Below are 555 nucleotides of genomic sequence, written 5' to 3' on the forward strand. Positions count from 1 at the left end.
TAACTTAGCATAAATATTATTTTACTCTTTATGCTAAGTTATTTTTTTCTTTATCTATCTTTCGATTTTACATATTTCAAAAACTTTATCATTCCATGGTAACAGCTTTTCTAATTCACTGTCTGCCATTTCTTCAGTAGGTCGTTTCTCTAATACATATGTTATATATTTATATACATTTAATCCATTCGCTAATGCTGTTTCGGCTATGCTATATGATATGGCACTTGCCTCTGCACCTTCAGGACTGTCACTGAAAAGCCATCCCTTTCTACCTATAACATATGATTTCATTTTCTGTTCACTTAAATTATTGCTCAGACTGCAGCGACCATCTTCGAGATATGTCATCATATGTTCTTTTCTATTTAATGCATATGTAACTGCTGTGGCAAATTTACTGCCTTTAATGGGTTTCTGCTTTTCAAGCCATGACAAAAAAGCCTCAATTACCGGTTTTTCTTTCTTGAGACGACCATTTTTTATCTGTTTGTATGAATAACCTTTTTCTTTAAAATGTCTTTCATATGCAAACAGCTTATCACAATACTCTAC

General features: G+C 32.3%; 1 protein-coding gene. It reads right to left on the minus strand.

The window, feature by feature from the left end:
• Positions 1-54: 54 nt before the first annotated feature.
• A partial coding sequence (locus DWZ63_RS14115) for a transposase (RefSeq protein ID WP_147353242.1) occupies positions 55-555 on the minus strand: 501 nt, incomplete at its 5' end.

This window comes from Clostridium sp. AF34-13 (assembly GCF_003477845.1).
GTDB classification, from domain to species: Bacteria; Bacillota; Clostridia; order Lachnospirales; family Lachnospiraceae; genus Butyribacter; species Butyribacter intestini.